The sequence below is a fragment of the Paracidovorax anthurii genome, assembly GCF_003269065.1.
In the GTDB taxonomy this organism is placed as follows: domain Bacteria; phylum Pseudomonadota; class Gammaproteobacteria; order Burkholderiales; family Burkholderiaceae_C; genus Paracidovorax; species Paracidovorax anthurii.
Genome location: NZ_QLTA01000012.1, coordinates 75,967 through 94,085, shown reverse-complemented (window position 1 = coordinate 94,085; position 18,119 = coordinate 75,967). Strand labels below are relative to the sequence as shown.

The window sequence follows — 18,119 nt, the reverse complement described above, 5'->3', positions numbered from 1 at the left end:
ATGGGCCTGGACAAGCACGAGATCGCGGCACGCTTCGCGCAACTGCCGCCCGAGAAGCAGCGGCTCTTCCTGCAGGCCTTGCAGGGCCAGGGCGTGGATTTCGCGCGGCTGCCGATCGTTCCACTGAAGGACCGATCGGCCGCCGTGGCGTCCCACGGGCAGTGGCGCCAGTGGTTTCTCTGGCAGATGGACCGTGGCAGCGCGGCCTACCACATCATCGGCGCCCTGCGGCTGAGCGGGGAGGTGGACACCGGCGCGCTGCAGGCCAGCATCGACGGGCTGCTGGAGCAGCACGATTCCTTGCGGACCGTGTTCCAGGCGCATGAGGACGGACTGTGCGTGCCGCGCGTGCACGCAGGCGGCCGGGAAGGCTGGGAGTTCCACCCCGTCGATGTGTCGGCAGAAGGGGCCGAGGGGGCGCTGGAGCGGGCCGACCGGGAGGCCCGGCGGATCAGCCAGTTGCCCTTCGATCTGGAGCGGGGGCCGCTGCTGCGCGTGGGCCTGGTCCGCATGGCGCCCTCGGACCATCTGCTGGTGCTGGCGATGCACCACATCATCTCCGACGGCTGGTCGATGCGGATCCTCGTGGAGGATCTGATGGCGCTCTACGGCGCGCACCGGGGCGGCGTGCCCAGCCTCTTGCAGCGCACGGCCGTGGGCTATGCCGACTATGCCACCTGGCAGAGGAACTGGCTGGAGGCGGGCGAGCGGGATCGCCAGCTGGCCTACTGGACCGCGCAGCTGGGCCCGGCCACGCCCGTGCTGGAGCTGCCCGCCGACCAGCCGCGCCGCCCGGGGGGGCGGCCCGGCGTGGCGAAGCACTCGGTGCGCCTGCAGGCTGATCGGGTCCGGCCTCTGCGGGACCGCGCCCATGGCGCGGGCACGACCCTGTTCACCGTGCTGCTGGCGGGCTTCCAGGTACTGCTGCACCGGCTCACGGGCGAGGGCGACATCCGTGTCGGCGTGCCGGTGGCCAACCGCGCGCGGCCCGAGGTCGAGCGGGTCATCGGCCTGTGCGTGAACACCCAGGTGCAGCGCAACGTGATGGAGGGGCGCACGCCGCTCTCCGGGGTGCTGGCCCGCGCCAGGGAGGCCGTGCTGGGCGCCCAGGCGTGCCAGGACCTGCCGTTCGAGCAACTGGTGGAGGCGCTGTGCCCGGAGCGGGCCGACGGCGTGAATCCGCTGTTCCAGGTGATGTTCGACCACGCGCCGGCCCGGGCGGTGGACATGTCGCGGTTGCCCGGCCTCGTGGTCGAGGAGTACGCCCTGGCGGCGCCCGAGGCGCAGTTCGAGCTGGTGCTGGGCACCCGCGAGGAGGCCGATGGCGGGCTGCAGGTGCAGTTCATGTATGCCGCCGAGCGCTTCCTGCCGGAGACCGTGGCGCGCTTCGCGGAGGCCTATGCCGCGATCCTGCAGGCCCTGGCCGCGGACATCGATGGCGTGGTGGGCGACATCCGCATCCTCGGCGAGGGCGACCGGGCGGCCCTGCGGCGCTGGAGTGCCAACCCCTGCGAAGAGCTGGTCCACGAGCGGGTGCACGAGGCCATTGCCCGGCAGGCGCGCGAGCGGCCCGGCGCGGTGGCGCTGCTGTTCGGCGACGAGGCCCTCGACTATGCGACGCTGGATGAACGGGCCAACCGGCTGGCCCACCGCCTGAGGGCGCTGGGTGTCGGGCCGGATGTGCGGGTGGGTATCGCGATGGAGCGCAGCACCGAGATGGTGGTGTCCTGGCTCGCGGTGCTCAAGGCGGGCGGCGCATACCTGCCGCTCGATCCCGACTATCCGCCGCAGCGGCTGGCCTATATGGTCGAAGACAGCGGCGTGCGGTGGGTGCTGGCGCATGGCGCCACGCGGGGCTGTTTCGAGGTGGCCGCCGGCGTGGAATGGGTGGACGTGGATGCGCTCGACCTCTCCGGCGAGCCGTCCGCCGATCCGGGCGTGGCCGTGCACGGCGAGAACCTGGCCTACGTGATCTACACCTCGGGCTCCACCGGCCGGCCCAAGGGCGCGGCCGTCCGGCATGCGGCCCTGGGCAGTTGCATGGCCTGGATGCAGCGCACCTATGGCCTTGCGCCGGAGGATGCCGTGCTGCACAAGGCCCCCTTCGGCTTCGACGTGTCGGTGTGGGAGATGTTCTGGCCGCTCACCGTGGGGGCCCGGCTCGTCGTGGCCCGCCCGGGAGACCACCGCGATCCGGAGCGCATCGTCGAGCTGATCCAGCGCCACCGCGTGACCACGCTGAACTTCGTGCCCTCGATGCTGCAGGCCTTTCTGGCGCATCCCGGCATCGAGGAGCGCACGGGGCTGCGGCACATCATCTGCGGCGGCGAGGCGATGCCGGTGCAGACGCAGCGCGAGGCGCTGCGGCGGCTCCAGGGCGCCACGCTGCAGAACCTCTACGGTCCGACGGAGACCACGATCCACGTCACGCAGTGGACCTGCCGCGACGACGGGCGCAACGCCGTGCCGATCGGCAACCCCATCAGCGGGACCCGTGCCCACGTGCTCGATGCGCACCTGAACCCCGCGCCCATCGGCGTGCCGGGAGAGCTCTACATCGGCGGCATCAGCCTGGCGCGGGGCTACCTGAACCGGCCCGGGCTCACGGCCGAACGCTTCGTGGCCGATCCGCAGGACCCGCGCGGCGGGCGTCTCTACCGCACGGGCGATCTCGTGCGCTGGAGCGCGCAGGGGCATATCGAGTACCTGGGCCGCATCGACCATCAGGTGAAGATCCGGGGCCTGCGCATGGAGCTGGGCGAGATCGAGGCGCAGATCTGCGCGCAGCCCGGGGTGCGCGAGGCCGCGGTGGTGGCGCGGGACGGCGCCACGGGCACGCGGCTGGTGGGCTATGTGGTGCCGCGCGAAGGGTGCGTGGTCGATCCCGTGGCGCTGCGCCGGAGCCTGACCCAGGCGCTGCCCGACTACATGGTGCCGCGCGACATCGCCTTGCTGGATGCGCTGCCGCTGAGCGCGAACGGCAAGGTGGACCGGCAGGCCCTGCCCGCGCCGGCGGAGCCCCTGGACGGCCAGGCGCAGGCCGTGCCGGACGAGCCGGTGGCGCGCCGTCTGGCGGGGCTGTGGCAGGAGGTGCTGCGGGTGCCGAGCGTGGGCGGGCAGGACAATTTCTTCGAGCGGGGCGGTGATTCGCTCCTGTGCCTGCAGTTGCTGGCCCGCATCCGCAAGGCGTTTCCGGGGGCCGAGGGCTTCGGGCTGGCCGACGTGATGCAGTCCGCGCACCTGCTCGACATGGCGCAGCGGCTGCGCGACCAGGATGCGCCGCCAGCGCACGATGCGGTCTGCCTGCAGGCCGGCGGCAGCGGCGTGCCGCTCTTTTGCCTGCCGGGGCTGGTCGTCAACACGCGGGAGTTCCAGCCGCTCGCGCAGGCGCTGGGCGGGCTGCGGCCGGTCTTCGGTTTCGTGAGCCATGTCTATACGCGCCACCGCTGGCAGGGGTTCGACATTCCGGCCCTGGCGGCGCGCTACGCGGATTTCATCGCCGCGCATGCCCGGGACGGGCGCTGCGCCCTGCTGGGCTGGTCCATCGGCGGCGAACTCGCGTACGAGGTGGCGCGGCAGCTGCAGGGCCGGGTGGAGGTCGTGTTCTGCGCCATGGTGGACGTGTTCGAAGGCGAGCCCATGCAGCCCGCGCGCGCCTTGTCCGGGCCGGAGCGGGCCAGCGCGGCCGAGGCGCTGCGGCAGTGGCTGGAGCGCTCGACGATGCGCGGGCGCTGGGAGGCGCTCCTGGCGCGCATGACCGCAGCGGAGCGCGATTGGGTGGCCGAGCGCATGCTGGAGGCCGCCGGGGCGTTCCCGCTCGACGGCAGCGGCGACGACGCGCACGAGTACCTGCTCTGGGCCACGCTGGACAGCCGCATGTGGCAGGCCCGGATGCACTTCGGGGCCCAGGATCTGCCGGTGCACGTGTTCCAGGCGGAGGCCTCGCTGCACCGGACCCCGGCGCTGCGGCGCTGGGATGCGCATGCCCGCGTGGTGGAGAGCGGCGTCGTCGCCGGAGCGGACCACCTCTCCATCATCGGCCATCCGCAGTTCTGCCAGCGGCTGCGCGCGCACATCGATGCGGTGGACGAAGCCCGGGCCGACGCGGTGGAGCCTGCGGACGCGGTGTGATCGGCGCAGGCCAGGGGCCACGCCTCTGGCGGGTACGCCGCCCCAATGAAAAAAGCCGAACGCGATGCGTTCGGCTTTTTTCTTGCATGGGCCCGCCTGGACGGCGGGCGCCGGTCAGAACCGGTAGGTGGCCGTGGCGATGACCGAGCGGGGCGCGCCGTAGTAGCACACCGTGGCGCCGCAGTTGGTGAGGGCGTTCTTGTCCGTGAGGTTGCGCAGGTTGAGCGCCAGGCTCCATTGCTGGAAGTCGTAGCCCACCATGGCGTCGTAGATCGTGGCCGAGGGCACCCGTGCCGGCGATGCCTCGTTCTCGCCCCGGGTGCTGCCGGTGTAGCGCGCGCCCAGGCCCACCTTGATGCCGTTCTCGAAGCGGTAGTCGGCCCACACGGAGAAGCGGTTGCGCGGCACGGCCGTGGCCTGCTTGCCGATTTCCGACGCGTTGACGCTCTCGGTGACGATGGCGCGCTGCGTGTAGCTGTAGGCAGCCGTGAGGTTCATGCGCGGCAGCAGTTCGGTGGTGGCCTCCAGTTCGAGGCCGCGCACGGAGATCTCTCCCCGCTGGTGGGGCATGAAGGTGGCCGCGTCGTAGGTGATGTAGTTCTTGCGGCGCAGGTCGAAGACGGCGGCGCTGTAGCTCTGCTTGCGGCCCTCGGGCTGGTAGCGCACGCCGGCTTCGTATTGCCGGGCCGTTTCCGGGCCGAAGGGGGTGCCGGTGGCCGGATCGACCGTGTTGGTGGGCAGGAACGACTGCGTGTAGCTCGCGTAGGGCGCCCAGCCATTGGGCAGGAGATGGACCACGCCCGCCCGGCCGGTGAACTTGCTGTCGTTCATGGCGATGTCCATGCCGCTCAGGCGGTCGCGCAGCTTGCCCTTGGCGTCGTCGTAGCGCCCGCCGATGTTGAACACCCAGCGGTCGCGCCATTTGATCTGGTCCTGCACGTACACGCCGGTCTGCGTGAGGGTGCTGATGCCGTCGAAGTAGGGCGCCGCGAGCTGGATGCCGCCGACGCCATAGACGGGCGCGGCGGTGTCCAGGTCGGGCGCGGTGCCGCCGCTGCGGCTCACCTGGTCGATGCGCGTGCGCTGGTAGTCCAGCCCGAAGACCACCTGGTGCTGCCAGTCGCCCAGGCGCAGGTCGGCCTGGGCCTGGTTGTCGATGTTGAAGGCCGAGATGCTTTCCTTGCTGGAGAAGGGCGAGCGCGAGAGCCAGCGGAAGTTGGCCGGATCGAGCGGGTTGGCGGCGTTGCGCGTCACGAACTGCCCGGGGTTCAGTTGCTGGTAGTCCAGCTCCAGATGCGCCGCCCGCACGTTCTGCCGCACGGTCCAGGTGGGGTTGATGCGGTGCTCGAACTGGTAGCCGATCATTTGCTGATCGTGGTGGAAGCGGTTGAACTCCGGATCGCTGATGTAGAGGTCGGGCGAGAGGCGCGTGCCGATGGCCGTGGGCAGCAGGGAACCGTAGGCGGGCTGCGTGCGCGTGTAGGCGCCGGCGCGCGTGCGGCTGAACTGCGAGAGCAGGGTCAGGGTGGTGTCGCTGCTCGGCTTCCAGGTCAGCGAGGGGGCCAGGTAGTAGTAGTCGTCCGGCATGCCGCCCGCGGGCAGCTCGGCATCGCGCACGACGCCGGTGAGGCGGTAGAGCAGGGTGCCTTCCTTGTTCAGGGCCCCCGAGAAGTCGCCCGCGACCTGCCGGCGCTGGTGGGTGCCGATCTGCACCTGCAGTTCGCGCACGGGCTCCGCGGTGGGGCGCTTGCTCACGACGTTGACCACGCCGCCCGGATTGCCCTGGCCATACAGCACGGAGGCGGGGCCGCGCAGCAGCTCGATGCGCTCGGCGCCGTAGTTGTCGGTTTTCCAGACGCCGAAGTTGCCGTTGTTGCGCAGCGGCAGGCCGTCCAGGTAGAAGCCCGGGCTGTAGGCGTCGAAGCCGCGCACGGTGATCCAGTCATAGCGCGAATCCGCGCCATAGGGGGCGATGCCGACGCCGGGCGTGTAGCTCAGCGCGTCCTTCAGGTTGAGCGCGCCCATGGCCTCGATGCGGTCGGCGGTGACGACCGAGAGGGATTGCGGCGTCTCGATGATCGGCGTGTCCGTCTTGCTGCCGGTGGCGCTGCGCTTGGCGACATAGCCCGTCACCCGGCTGGTACCGCTGGCTTCCGTATCGCCGACCACCGTCACGGCGGGCAGGGTGGTCTGCGCGCCGGCACCCTGCTGGGCCCAGGCGACGGGCCCGCACAGCGTGGTGGCTGCGGCGCCGAAGGCCGCAGTGATGGAGGCCTGCAGCAACCGCTGCCTTGCGGTTCTCGGGACGGACAAATGGCGCATCGAACAACTCCCCTGGAAATGGAATGTGGAACAAACGGTGGAACGTTGCGAATTGTAATGAGAATGTTTCTTATTTATGACTGCGATGAAGCCTTTTTCTCCCGCCGTTCTCAGGCGCGCGGTATCCACAGTCCGTCGTAGAAGTAGTGTTCCCGCAGGAGCATGACCAACTGGGCCCGCTTGTGCGGCAGGTCGAATTCCTTGACCTTGGCGTAGCCGGATTTGTCGAGGTTGCGGATCTGCTGCTGGTGGTCGATGCGGGGCTCGCCCATGGCGCGCTGGGTGCGCGGATCGCACAGGAAGATGTAGTGGGAGATCGCCGTCAGCCACGCGGTGGCGAAGGCCTTGCCCCGGTACGCGGGGTCGCCCACCAGCACGTGCCAGCCCCGGTCGTAGTCGTGGACGTCGTAGAACGGCGCGATGCGGCTTTCCCTGGCCCAGTAGATCTCGAAGTACGCGAAGGGCACGCCGTCCAGGCTCGCGATCATCGAGTACATGTGCGGGTCGCGGGCGATGCCTTCCAGGTAGGCCCGGTGCTGGTCCAGGTCGCCTTCCTCTTCCCAGATGAGGGCCACGTCCGGGTCGTTCATCCAGCGGTGGAAGAGCGGCAGGTCGGCCTCGCGGTCGATGCAGCGGAACGAGAACGTCTGGCCCAGCCAGGGAATGAAGCGCTGGTAGAGCAGGCCCGTGGGCTTGGGCGCGCGGCGCGGATGGTATTTGCCGTTCGTGAGCGCGAAGCGCTGCGCCATCACCGCGGGCGCCTCGGGCAGCCACAGCCCGGGCTGCTGCCAGAGCGTGTCGCGGCACGCGTTCCAGCCGCCTTCGGCCCGGGGCAGCAGCACGCCGCTGGCCGCCAGCGCGCCGTGGGGCTCCGTGCCCGCGAGCGCGATCTCGCGCTGCCCGGGGTGGGCGGAGAACGCGGCATCGAGCACCGCCAGCGCGTGGGCCGCGTCGTGCCCGCCGCCCGGGGGGGAGGTCTGCGAGAGCGCCAGGCCACCGCCTTCCGTGCGCGCGAGGCGCCATGACGAGTGCGTGCCGTGCCGGGCATCGGCCACGGTGAGCGCATCGCCGTCGGCGTGCACCGTGTGCGGCCGGCCCTCCGCATAGGAGATGAACGGATGGGCCGTGGCGGCGGCACGGGTGCCGGCGGCCTCGGCATGGGGGGCAGCGTGTTTCATAGGTCTCCTTGTGCTCGTGTCGTTGGAAGCGCGTGCGCGCCGGGCGCCGCGGCCGGTGCGGTGTTGGGCGCTATGTGTGGCGCCAGCAGCATCAGGCCGTGGTGCAGCGCGGGGAAGAGGCTTTGGCGGAAGTTGTTCCACCGCAGCTCCAGGATGGTGTCTTCGGGCGCGATGTCGGTGCCCAGCACGTCGAAGATGACTTCGCCCGAGTCGATGCCGTTGTCCACGTAGTGCAGCGACGCCCCTGTGCGCGCCACGGTGGGCACGGGCTCCTGCGCCATGCGTGCCCAATCCGTCACGCGCAGGCCGCGCGCGCCGTGCAGCGCATCCAGCGTGGCGTAGGCGCCCCGGCGCTGGAAGGGCGATTCGAGCCGCGTGATGCCGGGATGGATGTTGACGATGCGGCGGTGGAAGGGCGCTCCCGGCCGGACCAGTTCATCGAGGATGACCAGCAGCCCGTCGAGCACGACGACCTCCGCGCCCAGCTCGCGCAGCTTGCCGAGCAGGGCCTGTTCGAAGGCCTGCTTGCCGGCGGGCCGCTGCGGCGACCCGATCGGCAGGCGCCGGTATTCCGAGGGCACCGCGTGCAGCATGTCCCCCAGCCGGCGGCCCTGCGCCGTGAGGTCGTGCGGAAAGATCCAGGGCCGCGCGGGGTCGCACGCGAAGCCGTAGTCGCGCAGCGCCGCCTGGTCGCGGGGGGATTGCGGGTCGTCGTCGAAGACGATGCCCTCCAGCGAGTACGCATCGCCCAGCGGCGTGGTGTCCAGCGCGTGGGCGAGGTATTCGAGCGGAGAGCGCATGTAGCGCCGCCCTCCCCGGTAGTCGATGTGCCGGCCGGCCTGGTCGGCGGCCGCGTTGCGCAGGGACAGGATGTAGACGAGCTTGGCCTGGGGCATGGGTCGGAAGGAAAAAAGCAAAAGGGATGGAACGGATGGGGATGGACCGGGCGCGGCAGCGGGGCGGATCGATTTCCGCCGGACGGGCCGCCAGGGGTCACGGCATGGCGGATGCCGGCAGGGCGTCGGCGGGCGCCGCCTGCGGGTGCGGGCGCCGGTGGCGCGGGTCCAGCGGGCAGCGGCCGCAGTAGCCGTCCCCGGGCAGCAGGTGGTAGAGGCAGCATTCGCGGTGCAGCGGCACGTCGTCGCAGCCGCCGTCCTGCCGGGCGATGCGGACCACGCGCGGCTCCCGGTACATCGGGTTGGCGCGGGGCGGCTGCGATGCCCACTCCGGGGCCTGCAGCAGCGCGGCCGCGTCGCGGGCGATGCCCGGCATCTGCGGCGCGAGCGCGGCGGTCTGCTCCAGCACCGCTTCGAGGTGCCGCGCGGCATTGCTCCACGACACCTTGGCGGGCAGGCGCGCGTGCCGCTCCATCGCCGCGAAGAGCGGCGCGCAGTGGCCCAGGATCAGCGGCGCGTAGCGCGTGGCCGTGCTGCTGCCGGGCTCGGAGTGGCCCAGGGCGCACAGATGGAAATCCACCACGAGGCCCTGCGCGTCGAAGCGGATCCACACATCCTCCAGCGCCACCGGGAACACGTGTTCCAGCACGCTGGCCGCCGCGGCCACGGGCGGCACCAGCGCGGCGAGGTAGCGCAGCGTCCAGGTCGAGGCCAGGGGCCGCAGGTCCTGCTGCGCGGCGGCATCCAGCTTCCAGACGTGGGTCGCGTAGCGCCGCAGCAGGTCGCCGAGCGTGGCCGGGTCGCACAGGCCGGTCGCCGGCACCGCGCCGTCGGGCGGCTGCGCCGCGCACTGCAGCCTCTCTCCGAACGGCGCGAGATCGCCCTGGAAAAGGGGTTGCAGGAGCGGGATCACGGACGGGCCTCCGGGGCTGCGGAGGCCGGTGGGTGAAACGGAGATGCATGGTGCATTCAAGGAAGACGCGTTGGCGCCGCGCATGTTCACGGGGCCGCGCGCCGCGCCGGCTTTCGCAGGCCCGCCGATGAACATCGCGGCCGCCCATTGCGTCTTTGCAGGAAGCGAGCGGTACGCAGCGCCCCGCCGGATGCCCGAGCCGGGCGCGGGCGCAGCCCGCCGCAGACCTGCCGCCACGGCCCCGGCGCAGTGCCCGCGGCATCCCCGTAACTTGCCTTCAGCAGCCCTTCGATGGGCGGAAAGAGATTTCGTGCATGACACCAACCCCAGCCCCGAACGGCCGAGCCTCTGAGGTGGCGCGCCTCCTGCGGCCGTTCTTCCCGTGGATCGCGCTCTCCACCGTCTGCGGCCTCGCCTCCGGCATCGCCACGGTGCTGCTGCTGCGCACCGTCAACGACACGCTGAACCAGGAGGCCGGCATGTCCGGGGCCTTGCTCGGGACCTTCGTCGCGCTGTGCGTGGCGGCCCTGGGCGGGCGCCTGGTGTCGGACGTCTCCACCAACTTCGTGGGGCAGCGGCTGGTGGCGCAGGTGCGCATCAGCCTCGCGCAGAAGATCCTTTCGGCCCCCATCGATGCGCTGGAGCGCTACCGCACGCACCGCCTCATGCCCGTGCTCTCGCAGGACGTGGACATGATCAGCGATGCCGCCTTCGTGCTGTCGTCGGCCCTGATCGGGTTCGCCATCGCGCTCGGCTGCCTGCTCTACCTGGCCTGGCTCTCGCTGCCGCTGTTCGCCCTGGTGCTGGTCGCGCTGGTGGTGGGCGCCACCCTGCAGATCGCCGCGCAGACGCGGGCCGAGAAAGGCTTCTGGAAGGCACGCGAGCACGAGGACAGCCTGCACAAGGCCTACCGCGCCATCAGCGAGGGCGCCAAGGAGCTGCGCATGCACCGCGAGCGCCGCAACCGCATGCTGGGCGATCAGGTCGAGCGCATCGTGGCGCAGATCCGCACCGTCAACAGCCGCGCCATCAACACCTACGTGGTGGCGGCGGCGTTCGGCGCGGCGCTCTTTTTCCTGATCATCGCGCTGATCATGGGCTGGGCCGCGTTCCGGCCCACCGAGCCGGCGGTGCTCAGCGGCTTCGTGCTGGTGCTGCTGTTCCTGAAGGGGCCGATCGACCAGATCGCCATGACGCTGCCGCACGTGGGCCGCGCGAAGGTGGCCTTCCTGCGCATCGCCGATCTCTCCGCGCGCTTCGCCACGCCCGAGCCGCACCTGCACCTGGACCGCCCCGCGCCCGCGCCGGCGCTGTCCCAGGGCATCTCGCTGCGCGGCGTGCGCTACACCTTCGAAGCGCAGGAGGGCGCCGAGCCCTTCGCGCTGGGCCCCGTGGACCTGGAGCTGCGGCGCGGCGAGATGGTCTTCGTCGTGGGCGACAACGGCTCCGGAAAGACCACGCTCATCAAGCTGCTGCTGGGCCTGTACGCGCCGCAGGAGGGCGAGGTGCTGATCGACGGCGAGCCCGTCACCGCGCAGTCGCGCGACGACTACCGGCAGCTCTTCACCACCGTGCTCTCGGACTTCTACCTGTTCGAGGACCTCGTCGCGGGCGGCGAGGGCGGCGGCATGGCCGCGCTGCCCGAGGCCGCACGGCCCTACCTCGAACGCCTGGAGATCGCGCACAAGGTGCGCGTGCAGGACGGCGCCTTCAGCACGGTGGACCTCTCCACCGGCCAGCGCAAGCGGCTCGCGCTGGTGCATGCCTATCTCGAAGGCCGCCCGGTGATGGTCTTCGACGAATGGGCCGCCGACCAGGACCCGGCGTTCCGCCACCTCTTCTACACCGAGCTGCTGCCCGAGCTGCGCGCCAAGGGGCATCTGCTGGTCGTCATCTCGCACGACGACCGCTACTTCCACCTGGCCGACCGGGTGGTCCAGATGCGCGCGGGGCGCATCACCGAGAACCGGGTCCGCGCGGACCGCGAGAGCCTGGCCGCCTGACGCCCGAGGCGCATCCGGCCCATCCCTTTTTCCAAGGAGTTGTCATTCCATGCAGAACATCCATGACCTGATCGGTATCGGCTTCGGCCCTTCCAACGTCGCGCTGGCCATCGCGCTCGAAGAGCGCCGCGAGGCGCAGGGCCGCTCGGCCCAGGCCTTTTTCATCGAGCGGCAGTCCCGCTTCGCGTGGCACCCGAACATGCTGCTCGACCATTCGCACATGCAGATCTCCTTCCTCAAGGACCTCGCCACGCTGCGCAACCCCCAGAGCCGCTTCACCTTCCTGAACTACCTGCACGAGCAGGGCCGCCTGCCGGACTTCATCAACCTCAAGAACTTCTACCCGAGCCGCCACGAGTTCAACGACTACCTGGGCTGGGCGGCGCGCCAGTTCGACGGTATCTGCGCGTACGGCGAGGAGGTGTTCGAGGTGCTGCCCGAGCTGGGCGCGGATGGCGCGGTGGAGCTGCTGCGCGTGCGCTCGCGCAACGAGGCCGGCCGCGTGCAGGAGCGGCGCGCGCGCAACCTGATCGTGGGCGTGGGCGGCACCGCCCGCGTGCCCGAGATGTTCCGGGGCCTGCGGGACGACCCGCGCGTCTTCCATTCGAACACCTACCTGCGCGACATCGCCCGCCATGGCGAGGCGCGCAGCATCGCCATCGTCGGCGCCGGGCAGAGCGCGGCGGAGATCTTCATGGACCTGCAGGGCCGCCCGAACGCGCCCGAGATCGACCTGGTGATGCGCGCGCGCTCCATCCGCCCCTCGGACGACAGCCCGTTCGTCAACGAGGTGTTCAACGCCGACTTCACCGACTACATCTTCAGCCGCTCCGAGGGCGAGCGCGCGGCGCTGCTCAAGGAATACGCGCACACCAACTACGCCGTCGCGGACCTGGAGCTGATCCAGCAGATCTTCAAGGTGTTCTACGAGCAGAAGGTGGCCCGCGGCAACCGCCTGCGCATGCTGCGCCAGCACGAGGTGCGCGCCGTGCGCGCCGACGATTCGGGGGTCTACCTCACCCTCTTCGACTGCGACGGGGGCGAGGAGCAGACCGTGCGCTACGACGCCGTGGTGCTGGCCACGGGCTACGAGCGCGAGGCGCACCGCGGCGTGCTCGGGTCGCTGGCGGCCCACCTGGGCGATTTCACGGTGGACCGCTCCTACCGCCTGCAGACGGCGCCGGACTTCCGACCCGCCATCTTCCTGCAGGGCGCCTGCGAGGACAGCCATGGCCTGAGCGACACGCTGCTGTCGGTGACGGCCGTGCGCACGGGCGAGATCGGCCACGCGCTGCTGGCCGCGCTGCCGCAGGGCCGCGAGCCGATCCGCACCCGGGGCGGCGCGCCGGCGGCGTACGGGCTGGCCCTGGGCGGCGCCCAGGAGAGCGAGCGCCTGCACGTGGCCTGATACGGTTTCGCCATCAAAAAAATAACGGCGTTGCTTCGCTTTGCCGTGCTGCTGCACTGTCTGCAGCTTCGCGCCTTGTTCTCTCTTTGATGGCAAACCCGTATGAGAAGGGGTGGCCGATGCGGGCGCGGCGCTGCCCGCCCGTGGCGCGCGCGACAATGCGCGCCCATGCCCCTTGCCTCCATCACGCCATGACGATGCCCCCTGTGGAGTGGCCCCTGCCCGCCACCGTGCCCGAGGGCCTGCGCGTGTGGCGTGTGCCGCTCGATCTGGATGAGCCGGCGCCGCCGGCGGACTGGGCCGTGCTGGCCGCCAGCGAGGTCGCGCATGCGCGGCGCTTCCTGCGGCCCGCCGATGCCGTGCGCTCGGTCCGCACCCGTGCGGCGCTGCGCCGGCTGCTGGGCGCGCGCCTGGGGCTGCCGGTCGAGGCCGTGCCCCTGGCCGCCACCACCCGGGGGCGGCCGGTGCTGGCGGCGCCGGGTCGGCTGGATTTCAATGTGTCGCACTCCGGCGAGTGCGCGCTCATCGCGATCGCCGAGGGCGGCTTCGCGGTGGGCGTGGATGTCGAGCACAGCGCCCGCGGGGCGGACACCGCGTCGCTCGAAGCGCTGGTGCTGTCCGCGGGCGAGATCGCGGCCGGCCCCGGGGTGCGCCCGGATTTCTTCACGATCTGGACGGTGAAGGAAGCCGTGCTCAAGTGCCTGGGGCTGGGGGTCACCGAGCACCTGCGATCGGTCACGGTGGAGCGGGTTGCCGGCGCGGCGCCCGCAGCATCCGAGGGCCTGCGGGTGCGGCTGGACGGGGCGCTGCAGGGGGCCGCCGTGCAGGCGTGCGCGCTGCCGGCCCCGCCGGGCTACGAGGCCGCCCTGGCCTGGGTGCAGGGCCCCGCCCCGTGGGCGGGCGAGGCCGGATGATGCCTATCGCCGCATGGCGTTTGCTATCTATTTAATAGCGAAGTATGTAGAAAATACGGCGACATGGAGCCTGTTTCACCCTGAAATACGCTCCCGGCCCCTTCCGGGGCCTTTGGCGGGCGGATGTCAGGCAGCGGCTTCGGCCAGGGCCTGGAGCGCGGCCTCCACGTCGGCGGCCGCCACCCCTTCCACCGGTGCCAGCCGGTCGGCCAGCGCGGCCAGGGCGCCGGCCTCCTTCTGCAGCCGCGCGATGGCCTGGCCCGCGTCGCGCGGGGCGTCGAAACCGGTGCTCTGCAGCAGCAGGCGGCCGTCGGCGGCCACCAGCTTGAAGTAGCACTTGCCGTCCGCCTCGCGGTACTGCTTGAACGAGGGCAGCGCCGGGCCCTTGCCCGTCGCCTTGGGCGTGCCGGCCGGGGCCGCGCCGCCGCGCAGGCTGCGCAGCCCCACGGCGCCGCGCAGCTCGCGGATGAAGGGCGTGGCCAGCGCGCGGGCGCGCTCGGCGCCGGCCAGCAGCGTGTCCTCGATGCGGCCGGGGTCGGCGATCAGCGCCTCGTAGCGTTCGCGCATCGGGCCGATCACGCTGTCCACGCGCTCGAAGAGGATCTGCTTGGCGTCGCCCCAGGCGATGCCCTCGGCATATTGCCGGCGCAGCGCCTCGGCCTCGGCCCCGGTGGCGAAGGCCTGGTAGATCTGGAACAGGGCCGAGCCCTTGGTGTCCTTGGGCTCGCCGGGCGCGCGCGAGTCGGTCTGGATGCCGCCGATGAGCTTGCGCAGCTGGTCGCGCGGCGTGAAGAGCGGGATCGTGTTGTCGTAGCTCTTGCTCATCTTGCGGCCGTCCAGGCCGGGCAGCGTGGCCACGTGCTCGTCGATCACCGCCTCGGGCAGCACGAACCGCTCGCCGTACAGGTGGTTGAAGCTCGACGCCATGTCGCGCGCCATCTCGATGTGCTGCACCTGGTCGCGCCCCACGGGCACCTTGTGGGCCTTGAACATCAGGATGTCGGCGCCCATGAGCACCGGGTACATGAAGAGCCCCGCCGTCACGCCGTCGTCCGTCTCGCGGCCGGCGGCCTCGTTCCTGTCCTGCGCGGCCTTGTAGGCATGCGCGCGGTTGAGCACGCCCTTGCCCGTCACGCACGACAGCAGCCAGTTCAGCTCGGGAATCTCGGGAATGTCGGACTGGCGGTAGAACGTCACGTGCTCCGGGTCCAGGCCCGCCGCGAGCCAGCTGGCCGCGATCTCCAGCGTGGAGCGCTGGATGCGCGCCGGGTCTTCGCACTTGATGAGCGCGTGGTAGTCGGCCAGGAAGTAGAAGCTTTGCACGCCGGGCTGCAGGCTCGCCGCCACCGAGGGGCGGATGGAGCCGACGAAGTTGCCCAGGTGGGGCGTGCCCGTGGTCGTGATGCCGGTGAGGAAGCGCGTGGTGCTCATGGTCGTCGGAAGGCGGTGAGACGGAAGGGGGAGCCGTGCGGCCCCTTCGGAAAAGGAACGGATAGCGCCTCGGGGTTCAGCCCAGCAGCGCGGTGAGGGGTGTGAGCAGCAGGTTGATCACCGTATAGCCCAGCGCCATCAGCGGCCGCAGCCACAGCGTGCCCACGATGCCCGCCACCACCAGCGCCAGCACGATGAAGAAGCCGTAGGGCTCGATGCGCGAGAGCCACTGCGCCTGCCGCCAGGGCAGCAGGCCCACCAGGATGCGCCCGCCGTCGAGCGGCGGCAGCGGAAAGAGGTTGAAGGCCCACATCACGAGGTTCACCAGCACGCCTGCGCGCGCCATCTCGGAGAAGAAGCGCTCCTGCACGCCGAAGCCCACGAGCGCCACCAGCAGCACCGCCCAGAGGATGGCCTGCACGAAGTTCGATGCCGGCCCGGCCAGCGCCACCCAGACCATGTCGCGCTTGGGGTTGCGCAGGTTGCCGACATTGACCGGCACCGGCTTGGCATAGCCGAAGAGGAACGTGCCCGACGTGGCGAAGTACAGCAGCAGCGGCATCAGGATGGTGCCGACGGGGTCGATGTGCTTGACCGGGTTGAGCGTGATGCGCCCCATCATCAGCGCGGTGTTGTCCCCGAAATGCCGTGCGGCATAGCCGTGGGCCGCTTCGTGCACGGTGATGGCGAAGAGCACCGGCAGGGCGTAGATGAGTACGGTTTGGATGAGGTTGGAGAAGTCCACCGGCGGATTGTCTCAGAAGGTGCGAAGGGGCCTGCTCCTGCGGGCGCGGCGTCCATGGCGCGCGGCGCGCGGGCAGGGGAACCCCTCGGGCCGGTTGGCATAAACAGGCGTTAGCATGCACCAAATGTTGCGATATGCAACGCCGACAAGGGCCGCTGGCGCCCGGAACACAACACACGGCAGGAGACGCGGCTTATGGCTTGGGATGGCTTGCGGACCGGGACCCGGCTCGTCCTGGCGTTCGGCGCGCTCGCGCTGCTGGTGGCCGCCCTCATGGGCGTGGGGCTGGCCGACATCGGCCGGGCGCAGGAGGCCCATCGCGCCGCGTTGCAGGCCACCGCCAGCCTGCCGGATGCCGCGCAGCGTGCGCCCATCGAGCGCGCCATGGCGTCCGCGCAATCCGAGCTGGCGGGCATGCGCGCATGGCTGCTGGGCCTGGGCTGCGCCGTGTTCGTGGTGGCGGGCGCGGCCTTCGTGCTGCTGCGCCGGGGCATCGTGGCGCCGCTCGACCAGGCCATCCTGATCGCCGAGACGGTGGCGGCAGGCGACCTGAGCCAGGAATTCAGCTCCGACCTGCAGGGCGACTTCGGCCGCCTGCTGAACGCGCTGGGCACCATGGAAGACACCCTGACCGAGCTGGTCGCGCGCATCCAGCAATCCACCGACGCCATCGGCACCAGCGCGGGCGAGATCGACGCGGGCAATGGGGATCTGGCGCGCCGCACCGGAGAGCAGGTGTCGTCCCTGGCCGAGAGCGCGGCGAGCATGGAGCAGCTCACCGCCACCGTGCGCCAGAACGCCGATCGGGCGCGGTCGGCCAGCGGCCTGGCCGTCACGGCCTCGGGCACGGCCGAGCGCGGGGGCGCCGTGGTGGGCCGGGTGGTGCAGACCATGCAGGCCATCAGCGGCAGCTCCAACCAGATCGTGGACATCATCCAGGTGATCGAGGGCATCGCGTTCCAGACCAACATCCTGGCGCTCAACGCCGCCGTGGAGGCCGCGCGCGCGGGCGAGCAGGGCCGGGGCTTCGCCGTGGTGGCGGCGGAGGTGCGCAGCCTCGCGCAGCGCAGCGCCGTGGCCGCGCGCGAGATCAAGGGGCTGATCGGCACCTCGGTGGAGCAGGTGCAGAGCGGCGCCGAACTGGTGGGCGAGGCGGGCCGCACCATGCAGGAGATCGTGCAGTCCGTGGGGCAGGTGTCCACGCTGCTGGGCGAGATCTCCCATGCCCTGCAGGAGCAGAGCGAGGGCATCGCCCACGTGAACCAGTCCGTGGCCCAGATGGACGGCGCCACGCAGCAGAACGCCGCCCTGGTGCAGCAGGCCTCGCGCGCGGCGGCGGCGCTCAACGAGCGCGCGCGCGATCTGCAGAGCGCGGTGGGGGCGTTCAAGCTGGACTGAGCCGGGCTGGCGCCGGACCGGACGCGCCATCCTTTCCCATCGCGCAGCGGAGAGACTCCGCAACGCAGGGAGCGGCGAGGACGCGCGGCATGGCTCGCGGGGGCTTTCCGGGCCGCCGCGGCCGGCCTCAGAGCCCCAGCGCGGCGAGGCTGCCCCGGCCCTCGCGCACCACGCGGGGCTCTCCGCCCGAGGCCATGTCGGTCAGGTCCACCACCGTCGTGGGCTCCAGCGGGCAGGCGCCCGCGTCCACCACGGCGTCGATCTGGTGCTCGAAGCGCGCGCGGATCTCGGCCGGGTCGTTCATGGGCTCGGTCTCGCCCGGCGGGATCAGCGTCGTCGCCAGCAGCGGCGCGCCGTGCAGTTCCAGCAGCAGTTGCAGGCCCTTGCGGTCGGGCACGCGCAGGCCGATGGTCTTGCGCTGCGGGTGGCTCACGCGGCGCGGCACTTCCTTGGTGGCGTCGAGGATGAAGGTGTAGGGGCCGGGCGTCGCCTGCTTGACGAGGCGGTACTGCCGGTTGTCCACGCGCGCGTAGTTCGACACCTCCGAGAGGTCGCGGCACAGCAGGGTCAGGTGGTGCCTGTCATCGACCTGCCGGATGCGGCGCAGGCGGTCCACCGCGTCCTTGTCGTCGAGCTGGCAGACCAGCGCATAGCTGGAGTCGGTGGGCACGGCCAGCACGGCGCCGCGCGCGAGCAGCGCCGCGGCCTGCTTGAGCAGCCGCGGCTGCGGGTTGTCGGGGTGGACTTCGAAATACTGGGCCATGGCGCGATGCGTCCGGG

General features: G+C 71.2%; 12 protein-coding genes. 5 read left to right on the top strand and 7 right to left on the bottom strand.

What is annotated here, in order from left to right; translation table 11 throughout:
* Entirely contained in the window at positions 1-4,131 is a 4,131-nt protein-coding gene (locus AX018_RS08370; protein WP_170146209.1) for a non-ribosomal peptide synthetase, read from the top strand.
* 114 nt (positions 4,132-4,245) lie between these two features.
* On the opposite strand, the gene AX018_RS08365 is transcribed toward AX018_RS08370, so the two are convergent.
* The 4 genes from AX018_RS08365 to fhuF all read right to left on the bottom strand — a co-directional run bounded on the left by AX018_RS08365 (position 4,246) and on the right by fhuF (position 9,440).
* Positions 4,246-6,453 carry a TonB-dependent siderophore receptor gene (locus AX018_RS08365; RefSeq protein WP_111876837.1) on the bottom strand — a complete coding sequence of 736 codons (2,208 nt, stop codon included), beginning with the start codon at positions 6,451-6,453 and terminating at the stop codon, positions 4,246-4,248.
* A gap of 110 nt (positions 6,454-6,563) precedes the next feature.
* Positions 6,564-7,631, bottom strand: coding sequence for a GNAT family N-acetyltransferase (locus AX018_RS08360; protein WP_111876836.1), 1,068 nt, complete (start codon positions 7,629-7,631; stop codon positions 6,564-6,566).
* On the bottom strand, positions 7,628-8,527 hold the full coding sequence (locus AX018_RS08355; RefSeq protein ID WP_111876835.1) for a formyltransferase family protein: 900 nt from the start codon (positions 8,525-8,527) through the stop codon (positions 7,628-7,630). The genes AX018_RS08360 and AX018_RS08355 overlap by 4 nt, the downstream gene beginning before the upstream one ends.
* A 97-nt stretch (positions 8,528-8,624) precedes the next feature.
* Positions 8,625-9,440 carry a siderophore-iron reductase FhuF gene (gene fhuF, locus AX018_RS08350; RefSeq protein ID WP_111876855.1) on the bottom strand — a complete coding sequence of 272 codons (816 nt, stop codon included), beginning with the start codon at positions 9,438-9,440 and terminating at the stop codon, positions 8,625-8,627.
* A gap of 314 nt (positions 9,441-9,754) precedes the next feature.
* Here fhuF and AX018_RS08345 point away from each other — a divergent pair, with 314 nt between their 5' ends.
* The 3 genes from AX018_RS08345 (at position 9,755) to AX018_RS08335 (ending at position 13,765) form a co-directional block, all read left to right on the top strand.
* Entirely contained in the window at positions 9,755-11,443 is a 1,689-nt protein-coding gene (locus AX018_RS08345; RefSeq protein WP_111876834.1) for a cyclic peptide export ABC transporter, read from the top strand.
* A 49-nt stretch (positions 11,444-11,492) separates the two neighbouring features.
* Positions 11,493-12,851, top strand: coding sequence for a lysine N(6)-hydroxylase/L-ornithine N(5)-oxygenase family protein (locus AX018_RS08340; protein WP_111876833.1), 1,359 nt, complete (start codon positions 11,493-11,495; stop codon positions 12,849-12,851).
* 191 nt (positions 12,852-13,042) lie between these two features.
* Complete coding sequence (locus tag AX018_RS08335; RefSeq protein WP_245951481.1) at positions 13,043-13,765, top strand: 4'-phosphopantetheinyl transferase family protein; 723 nt, start codon at positions 13,043-13,045, stop codon at positions 13,763-13,765.
* A 126-nt stretch (positions 13,766-13,891) separates the two neighbouring features.
* Here the strand turns inward: AX018_RS08335 and AX018_RS08330 are convergent, their stop codons facing one another.
* Together AX018_RS08330 and AX018_RS08325 are read right to left on the bottom strand one after the other, a co-directional pair.
* Entirely contained in the window at positions 13,892-15,196 is a 1,305-nt protein-coding gene (locus tag AX018_RS08330; protein ID WP_111876832.1) for a tryptophan--tRNA ligase, read from the bottom strand.
* Between the two features lie 76 nt (positions 15,197-15,272).
* On the bottom strand, positions 15,273-15,941 hold the full coding sequence (locus tag AX018_RS08325; RefSeq protein WP_111876831.1) for a site-2 protease family protein: 669 nt from the start codon (positions 15,939-15,941) through the stop codon (positions 15,273-15,275).
* A gap of 195 nt (positions 15,942-16,136) precedes the next feature.
* On the opposite strand from AX018_RS08325, the gene AX018_RS08320 reads away from it, so the two are divergent.
* The gene (locus AX018_RS08320; protein WP_111876830.1) at positions 16,137-17,339 is read left to right on the top strand and encodes a methyl-accepting chemotaxis protein; all 1,203 of its coding nucleotides are present in this window, start codon (positions 16,137-16,139) and stop codon (positions 17,337-17,339) included.
* A 127-nt stretch (positions 17,340-17,466) separates the two neighbouring features.
* On the opposite strand, the gene AX018_RS08315 is transcribed toward AX018_RS08320, so the two are convergent.
* Positions 17,467-18,102 (bottom strand): L-threonylcarbamoyladenylate synthase, encoded by a 636-nt coding sequence (locus tag AX018_RS08315; RefSeq protein ID WP_111876829.1) that lies wholly within the window; start codon positions 18,100-18,102, stop codon positions 17,467-17,469.
* Positions 18,103-18,119 lie beyond the last annotated feature (17 nt).